Annotated in this window: 11 protein-coding genes; 3 read left to right on the top strand and 8 right to left on the bottom strand. The window is 68.8% G+C overall.

Going from position 1 to position 7,610, the window contains the following annotated elements:
• Positions 1 to 489: 489 nt before the first annotated feature.
• From rpsT to ccmA, 3 genes are all read right to left on the bottom strand, one after another.
• Positions 490 to 756: a 30S ribosomal protein S20 gene (gene rpsT, locus P9K36_RS31005; RefSeq protein WP_007561677.1), complete on the bottom strand. Its 267-nt coding sequence runs from the start codon at positions 754 to 756 to the stop codon at positions 490 to 492.
• A gap of 310 nt (positions 757 to 1,066) precedes the next feature.
• Positions 1,067 to 1,735 (bottom strand): heme exporter protein CcmB, encoded by a 669-nt coding sequence (ccmB, locus tag P9K36_RS31000; RefSeq protein WP_043760563.1) that lies wholly within the window; start codon positions 1,733 to 1,735, stop codon positions 1,067 to 1,069.
• Positions 1,732 to 2,370: a heme ABC exporter ATP-binding protein CcmA gene (ccmA, locus tag P9K36_RS30995; protein ID WP_043760561.1), complete on the bottom strand. Its 639-nt coding sequence runs from the start codon at positions 2,368 to 2,370 to the stop codon at positions 1,732 to 1,734. Before ccmA ends, ccmB begins: the two co-directional genes overlap by 4 nt.
• Before the next feature lie 127 nt (positions 2,371 to 2,497).
• Here ccmA and P9K36_RS30990 point away from each other — a divergent pair, with 127 nt between their 5' ends.
• The gene (locus tag P9K36_RS30990; RefSeq protein ID WP_043346103.1) at positions 2,498 to 2,683 is read left to right on the top strand and encodes a hypothetical protein; all 186 of its coding nucleotides are present in this window, start codon (positions 2,498 to 2,500) and stop codon (positions 2,681 to 2,683) included.
• On the opposite strand, the gene P9K36_RS30985 is transcribed toward P9K36_RS30990, so the two are convergent.
• Positions 2,684 to 3,457, bottom strand: a complete 774-nt coding sequence (locus P9K36_RS30985; protein WP_052083785.1) for an RNA methyltransferase — start codon at positions 3,455 to 3,457, stop codon at positions 2,684 to 2,686.
• Positions 3,458 to 3,663: 206 nt separating this feature from the next.
• Here P9K36_RS30985 and P9K36_RS30980 point away from each other — a divergent pair, with 206 nt between their 5' ends.
• On the top strand, positions 3,664 to 4,878 hold the full coding sequence (locus tag P9K36_RS30980) for an NADP-dependent isocitrate dehydrogenase (RefSeq protein WP_043380473.1): 1,215 nt from the start codon (positions 3,664 to 3,666) through the stop codon (positions 4,876 to 4,878).
• A gap of 73 nt (positions 4,879 to 4,951) precedes the next feature.
• Here P9K36_RS30980 and P9K36_RS30975 read toward each other — a convergent pair whose 3' ends face one another.
• The 3 genes from P9K36_RS30975 to P9K36_RS30965 form a co-directional block, all read right to left on the bottom strand.
• Positions 4,952 to 5,131: a hypothetical protein gene (locus P9K36_RS30975; protein WP_043380476.1), complete on the bottom strand. Its 180-nt coding sequence runs from the start codon at positions 5,129 to 5,131 to the stop codon at positions 4,952 to 4,954.
• 2 nt (positions 5,132 to 5,133) lie between these two features.
• Positions 5,134 to 5,757 (bottom strand): acyl-homoserine-lactone synthase, encoded by a 624-nt coding sequence (locus P9K36_RS30970; protein WP_043346116.1) that lies wholly within the window; start codon positions 5,755 to 5,757, stop codon positions 5,134 to 5,136.
• A 163-nt stretch (positions 5,758 to 5,920) separates the two neighbouring features.
• Positions 5,921 to 6,649 carry an autoinducer binding domain-containing protein gene (locus P9K36_RS30965; protein WP_278306396.1) on the bottom strand — a complete coding sequence of 243 codons (729 nt, stop codon included), beginning with the start codon at positions 6,647 to 6,649 and terminating at the stop codon, positions 5,921 to 5,923.
• A 150-nt stretch (positions 6,650 to 6,799) separates the two neighbouring features.
• On the opposite strand from P9K36_RS30965, the gene P9K36_RS30960 reads away from it, so the two are divergent.
• Positions 6,800 to 7,030 (top strand): hypothetical protein, encoded by a 231-nt coding sequence (locus P9K36_RS30960; RefSeq protein WP_043346122.1) that lies wholly within the window; start codon positions 6,800 to 6,802, stop codon positions 7,028 to 7,030.
• A 38-nt stretch (positions 7,031 to 7,068) separates the two neighbouring features.
• On the opposite strand, the gene P9K36_RS30955 is transcribed toward P9K36_RS30960, so the two are convergent.
• Positions 7,069 to 7,506, bottom strand: a complete 438-nt coding sequence (locus P9K36_RS30955; RefSeq protein ID WP_043346119.1) for a DUF3429 domain-containing protein — start codon at positions 7,504 to 7,506, stop codon at positions 7,069 to 7,071.
• Between the last annotated feature and the right edge of the window lie 104 nt (positions 7,507 to 7,610).

Raw genomic sequence — 7,610 nt, 5'->3', positions numbered from 1 at the left:
CACTGGCTCTCCCGACGCGGCCCGCGGAAGTCCGCAGTCCGCGCGTACGCACGATTTACGCCCTCAGCGTCCCGCAAGAACCGGCGGGACAGAGTCCCCTGGACGGAGTCAACCCCACCGCGAGGAACTTTTGCCGATTGGGAGAGCCTATCAACAATTACCTACGGTTCCTTTAACAGTGGGACTTGTGGGGACGGCGTGGATTCCCATTCGGAAGTGTTCCCGGCACGGCTGAACACGGGCGCTAGAGTCTTGGCGAATCAGATTGATTCGCTTGAGTCCCGAAATCGTCGTGTTTTGCTTGCCCGGTGTCAGTTTCTGTTAAGCTACACGCCGTTTCCGGACTCTGCAATCGCGTTGATTCTTGGATAGGGTTAACGGTTTCGGCGGGCGCACGCAGCCGGCATCGAGCCATCGCGCCCGGACAGCGCGCACGAAAAAGCCCGGCGCGAAGGCCGGGCTTGAAACCGTCTCGGTGGTGCGTGGGTGTTAGGCGGCCAGCGCCTTCACGCGGGCGGCGAGGCGCGAGACCTTCCGCGAGGCGTTGTTCTTGTGAACGATGCCGTGCTGGGCGGCGCGCATCATCTCGGGCTCGGCAGCGCGGAGGGCGGCGAGCGCGTCCTGCTGGTTGCCGGTGGCGATGGCCTCCTCGACCTTGCGGACGAAGGTCCGCATGCGCGAGCGGCGCGAGCGGTTGATCGCCGTGCGCTTGGCGATCTTGCGGGTCATCTTCTTGGCCGAAGCTGTGTTGGCCATGTAAGTCCTCGTGTTTCTCGTCGGGCGATGCCGACGGGCCGGCTTGGCCGGAAATCGGTCGTCGCGTCAGGTTGTCTGGCGATGGCCGAGACGCAGCGCGCGCGAAAGCGCGGCCTCTCGGCGAAGCGGCTTCTATAGTGAGGGGGGCGCCGCGCGTCAACGCGCCCGGAGCCAAATCCGGTCGCCGGCTTCGGCCACAGCCGAGGACCCGGACAGCATTCGACCGGCCCGACCGAAGACATCGGAACGAAGAAGCCGGCACTGCTTGCGCAACGATGAGTGCTGGCCGCGTTGCGCAAGAGAGCTTCGGCTATTCCGGCCAACGCAGCGCCGCCGCCGCCGCCAGCGTTCCGACCACGGCAGCGATCAACGTCAGTGCTCCGAGCACGGCCAGCGGCACGAGGAACGGCACCGTCCCCCCGCTCGCCGCCTGCGCGGCCGAGACGCCGAAGATCAGCGTCGGGATCATCAGCGGCAGAACCAGCACGGCGAGGATCAGTCCGCCCCGCCGGATCGAGGCCGTAAGCGCGGCGCCCACCGCGCCGATGAAGCTGAGAGCCGGCGTGCCGGCGAGCAGCGTCAGCGCGGAAGCGCTCATGGCGGTACCGTCGAGGGCCACCAGCAGACCGAACAGCGGCGCGGCGAGCGCGAGCGGCAGGCCGGTGGTCAGCCAATGGGCCGTCACCTTGGCGAGCACCACCAGTTCGAGGGGCACCGGCGCGGCGGTCATCAGGTCGAGGGAACCGTCCTCCTCGTCGGCCTGGAACAGGCGGTCGAGGCCGATCAGGGTCGACAGCACCGCGGCCAGCCACAGGATCGCGGGACCGATCCGCGACAGTAGGTTCAGGTCCGGCCCGAGCGCGAAGGGCACCAGGGCGACGATCATCAGGAAGAAGACCAGCGACAGGGCACCGGAGCCGCCGACCCGGCCGGCGAGGCGCAGGTCGCGGGCGATGAGGGCGAGGACCGCGCGGATCATGCCCAATCCTCGGGGACGTCGGCCAAGGGCGCCGCGGCGGAAGCCTCGATGCGCAGTTCCGCCGCGCCGGCGAGGCCGAGGGATTGGTGGGTGGCGGCGATCACGAGGCCACCCCCGGCCCGATGTCCTTCCATCAGTTCGGCGAGCACCGCCTGCGAGGCCGTATCGAGGGCTGCGGTGGGCTCGTCCAGGAGCCAGAGCGGCCGGGCGCAGACGAGGAGCCGCGCCAGGGCCACACGCCGCCGCTGTCCCGCGGAGAGATAGGCCACCGGCAGATCGTGGGCGTGACCGAGGCCGAGCCGCTCCAGCGCGTCGCGCGGATCCAGGCGCGGCGCACCCAGGAGCCGTTGCGCGAACAGGAGGTTCTCGCCCGCCGTGAGGGCACTCTTCAATCCGTCGCGATGGCCGACGGCATGCAGGCATTCGGGCAGGCTCGCTTCCCCGACCTCGGCGACGGCGATCCGCCCGGCATCGGCCCGCAACCGGCCCGACAGGATGGCGAGCAGGCTCGATTTGCCCGCACCGTTCCGCCCGGTGATCGCCAGGGCATCGCCGGGTCCGAGGGCGAAGGACAGGTTGGAGAAGATGCGGCGGCCGGAGCGGCGGCAGGCCAGATTGTCCACGCTGAGCCGCACCCGATACCCCGCCCTCGTCCCGCTGCCGCGCAGCCGCTCCGCGAACCGCCGACTCCATGCCCGATTGCGCCGCGGAACGGAACCGCACGGCCCAGCTGAGCTTTCGTTCTGCAACGGAGGATTGCCCATGGCCGAGGCGAGAAACCCGAGCGAGTCCGAGGTGGCCGCGACGCCCGATGCGGTGGCCGGCCGCGCCAAGGTCGAGGCGCGCATGGCGCAATGCACCCCCGAGGAGCAGGCGGCGTTCTGGGAGGCGGTCGGCCGATGCTTCGGCGGCGGCAAGCCTCCAGAGATGAAGTCGGCCTCCGGCTGATCAGACTCCCTTGCGGGTCAGGGCCCGCAGGGCACCGCGAAACGTCCGCACATCCTGCTCGGTCAGGCTCATGCGGTGGAGCATGTCGCGCATGTTGCGGGCGATGATCTCCTTCTTCTCCGGCGGATAGAAGCCCGCCGCGTCGAGCGCGGCCTCGAGGCTTCCGAACAGCGCGACCAGCGCCTCGCGGGTCGCCGGCGGCGAGAGAAGCTCGCCCGAGAAGGGCAGCCGGGCCCGGCCGCTCGCCTGCCGCCACGTGTAGCCGACCAGCAGCACCGCCTGCGCGAGGTTGAGCGACGGAAAATCCGGTGAGACCGGGAAGGTGATGATCGCGTCGGCGAGCGACACCTCGTCGTTTGTGAGCCCGACCCGCTCGCGGCCGAACATCACCGCGGTGCGCTGCCCTTCCCGCGCCACGAGTTCGCCCATGGCCTCCTCGGGGGCGAAGACCCGCTTCATCTGCCCGCGCTCCCGCGCCGTGGTCGCCAGCACGTACCGGCAATCGGCGATGGCTTCGGCGACGCTGCCGAAGATCGTCGCCCGGTCCAGGACGTGCGTCGCACCGGAGGCCGCCTCGCGCACCCCCTTCTTGGGCCAGCCGTTCTTCGGATTGACGAGGCGCAGCTCCGACAGGCCGAAATTCGCCATGGCGCGCGCCGTCATGCCGATATTCTCGGCGAGCTGCGGCTCCACCAGGATCACGGCCGGGGCGATCCCCGGCGGGAGTTCGGTGACCTTCCTCGGGGCGTCGCCCGGCACGTCTCGGCTCGTCATGCGGGCCGTCTGACACGGGCAGCCCCGCGCCGTCGAGGGTCGGGTGACGAAGCCGGCCGGATGACAGTGCGCGCCTTCCGTCGCCGGGTGGCCCGCGCTATGTCGCGGGGCGATTCCGGCCTGGGGCGCCCCACAGGGCACTCGGGTCGACGACCGCACGGCCCTTGCATGCCGTGCGCGGGGACAACGCGGGAAGGCATCGGTCCATGGCGAAGATCAAGGTAGCGAACCCCGTCGTCGAGCTCGACGGCGACGAGATGACCCGGATCATCTGGGCCGAGATCAAGAACAAGCTGATCCACCCCTATCTCGATGTCGATCTCGAATACTACGACCTCGGCGTCGAGCACCGCGACGCCACCAACGACAAGGTCACGGTCGACGCCGCCGAGGCGATCAAGCGCCACGGCGTCGGCGTGAAATGCGCCACCATCACGCCGGACGAGGCCCGCGTGAAGGAGTTCAACCTCAAGGAGATGTGGCGGTCGCCCAACGGCACGATCCGCAACATCCTCGGCGGCGTGATCTTCCGCGAGCCGATCATCTGCAAGAACGTGCCGCGCCTCGTCCCCGGCTGGACCCAGCCCTTCGTGATCGGCCGCCACGCCTACGGCGACCAGTACCGTGCCACCGACTTCAAGGTGCCCGGCAAGGGCCGCCTGACCATCAAGTTCGAGGGCGATGACGGCACGGTCATCGAGAAGGAGGTGTTCAAGTTCCCCGACGCCGGCGTCGCCATGTCGATGTACAACCTCGACCAGTCGATCATCGACTTCGCCCGCGCTTCGATGAACTACGGCCTGGCGCGCAAGTACCCGGTCTACCTCTCGACCAAGAACACCATTCTCAAGGTCTATGACGGCCGGTTCAAGGACCTGTTCCAGAAGGTCTACGAGGAGGAGTTCGAGGCGAAGTTCAAGGCGCTCGGCCTCACCTACGAGCACCGCCTGATCGACGACATGGTCGCCTCCTGCCTCAAGTGGTCGGGCGGCTACGTCTGGGCCTGCAAGAACTACGACGGCGACGTGCAGTCCGATACGGCCGCGCAGGGCTTCGGCTCCCTCGGCCTGATGACCTCGGTGCTGATGACGCCGGACGGCCAGACCGTGGAGGCCGAGGCCGCCCACGGCACCGTCACCCGCCACTATCGCGAGCACCAGAAGGGCCGCGAGACCTCGACCAACTCGATCGCGTCGATCTTCGCCTGGACCCGGGGCCTGTCGCACCGGGCCAAGCTCGACGGCAACGACGATCTCGCTAAGTTCTCCGCGACCCTGGAGAAGGTCTGCGTCGACACGGTCGAGGCGGGTCACATGACCAAGGACCTCGCGCTCCTGGTCGGCCCCGATCAGAAGTGGCTCTCGACCACGGGCTTCCTCGACAAGGTCGACCAGAACCTGAAGACGGCGATGGGCGCCTAAACTCCGGACGAAGAGCGGCGGGCGTCCTCAGGGACGCCCGCCGTTTCGTGTGGGCGGTCCGCCGGCGACCGCTTCACGCCCCGCCTGCGCGCTCCTGCGGGCTGGTCTCGGCCAGGGCCCGGGCGACCTCGAGAAGCAGGAGGTCGATGACGGCCCGCATCAGCGGGTCTCCGACCGTGTCGACGAGTTCGCGCACCCGCAGGCACTGTGCGGCGAGCGCGTCCAGGGCCACATCCTTGCTGTCGAACATCATCCTCAAGCCACCAGGTAAGCGGGTTCGGAGACCAGGACCGAGTTACTGTCGCCGCGGACCGCGCGCAGCTTGGCGAGGGTTCGGGCATCGAACCGGGCTGTGGCCGCCATGATCTCCTCGCCGGCGATCTGAACCGGCAGGCCAAGGGGCTGCGGGCGGAAATGCAGCTGGATCACGTGGATCATGTAGAGGGTCGGCATCTGCAGCAGCAGGCTGTTGACCCCGTGGGCGAGCCCCCATTCGACGATGCCGGTGAGCAGCGCGATCGAGACCGGGTTGACCACACGGCCCTTCGCGCGGTGCGAGCGCGCCACGCCCTGGCGGGTCCATTCCCAGATCTGCGGGCCGACCGGCCGCTCGACCTCGCAGAGCTGAGGCAGGACATCGGACAGAAGATGCGGGCGCGTTGTCGGCAGCAGCCGGCTGTAGCCGATGACGGCGTCGCCCTCCATGGCGAGGAAGTGGACCGCATGCGGCGTGTCGAACTGGTCGATCTCCCGGCCATCCGGGCGGGCGAGTTCGGTCCAGCCTTTCTCTGCCACGAAGATGTCGTGGCGCAGGCGCCAGGCCTGCTCCATCGCATCGGCGTAGCGATGCGCGTTGGCGGGGGTGACGATATGGATCACGAAGTAACCTCACGTTGGATTGACGTGGGTTTTCTTCGTTTCGCGAAGACCTGGGTACTACGAGAAACCGTAGGGTTTGCGTGCGTGAGGGCCCACCGGTCCAGACCTTGCCGGGCCCGAGCGGGCCGCGCTCGCGCGCGCTCCGGAGCCGACCGTGCCGGCCCTACGTGATCAGGCCGGCACGCAGCGCCTGCGCCACGGTGTGGGCGCGGTTGACGGTATCGAGCTTCGCCCGCGCCGAGCGCAGATGGTAGTCGACCCCGGCTGCCGTGATGCCCATGACCATACCGATCTCGACATCGGTCTTGCCCTCGGCCGCCCATTGGAGGGTCTCGCGCTCCCGCGGCGAGAGGCGCGCCGGCGCCTGCGCGGAGGGGCGGCTGTTCATCAGCAGGAGTTGGCCGACCGCGTAGGTCGCCACCAGATTGACCGCGACGCGCTCGGCCGGATCGATCTCGATCCGCTCCCCGGACACGCTGATCCCGCCCGGCTCGCCATCGAGGGTCACGAACGGGATCGTGATGCCTGCGCGGATACCGAAATCGCCGGCCTCGTTCATGATGCGGCTCGCAATCGGCGTGTCCGGCGGCACGGTGCTCCAGTCGAAGGGCGTCGCGCTGGTGCAGAGCCGCCGGACCGTGGGATCATGGAGCGCGTAGCCCCGCGTCACGTACCGGCGTGCCCACCCCTCCGGCATGGTGCTCGTGAGGACGAATCCGGCATGCCGCCGCGCCGGCAGGCCAGGCGTCGGAACGATCCCGGCCATCACGTACGACACCCCGTAGCGGGTGAAGGCGTCGACCAGCAATCGCGCGATCTCGTCGGGCGCCGCAGCCCGCTCCAGATCGCGCAACACGCTGAAGGTCCTGTCCAGGTGCTTCGAATGCGGCATGCCCGATCTCAACGTTGGTGCACGCATTGCGACAAATGATACATCGAGCGCAACCTGAGGATGGCATCGCCGACGCTGAAAGGCTAGGGTGGCGGTGGAAAGCTCTGCCGTTTGAATCGGTCCAGCGGGCAGAACGCGAGTTTCAACGGGATGACAGACGACGTGACCCCGCCGACGACGCGCTGGCTTCTGGAACGGATCGCAGTCACGCTGAACGTCTGCCCGACCTATTTCCTGCAGAACGACCGGCTCGCAGCGACAGAGCAGGATCAGATTGACGAGCAATCCGCCGAGGCCGCCGCCTTGTTCCGGGCGATCAAGTCACCGGCACGCCGCGACGCGGTCCTGAAGCTCCTGCGCGAGATGACACGCGAGACCTGACGGCGCGCGCCGCCCGTCTCGCGGTGTCCCCGCCTGCCTCATGCCGCCACGAGGAGCGCGGCCCCGGCAACCCCCGAGAGGACGAGGCGCATCCGGCCGAGCCAGAGCGGAACGAGGCCGCGGCGGGGCAGATCCTGATCGATCAGCCCCCAGGCGAGCACCAGGGCGCCGAGGATCCGCAGATCCCAGGGTGCAGGCGCCGCCATTGCCGCCCAGGCCACCAGGGACGGCACGATGGCCACGAGATAGTCGCCGTTGCCGGCATTGCGCGCCGCGGCCGCGCCCCAGCGGATCCCGCCCAGGAACGAGGCGATCACCGCACCGTAGGCCGAGAGGATGGTGCGCGGCGACAGGCCGATGCTGCTCAGGCCGCCATCGGTACCGGAGACCGCGAGGGCCGCAAATCCCAGGAAGGGAATGAGGCCGGCAATGCCGAGGACGATGGCGCTCAGCGGGACAGAGTTCCGGTGCGCCATCCATCCTCCGGGCATCGGCTAGGGTTGGCGACCCGCGCGATCCGACCGCGGTCGATGCCGCCCCGCCGGAGCGTTCCCGCATCGCGGCACGGCGGTCAAGGTCG

Origin of the sequence: Methylobacterium sp. 391_Methyba4 (assembly GCF_029691625.1) — a bacterium.
Taxonomy (GTDB): domain Bacteria; phylum Pseudomonadota; class Alphaproteobacteria; order Rhizobiales; family Beijerinckiaceae; genus Methylobacterium; species Methylobacterium fujisawaense.
The sequence above is the reverse complement of the archived record's forward strand: the minus strand, read 5'-3'. Positions and strand labels throughout refer to the sequence as shown.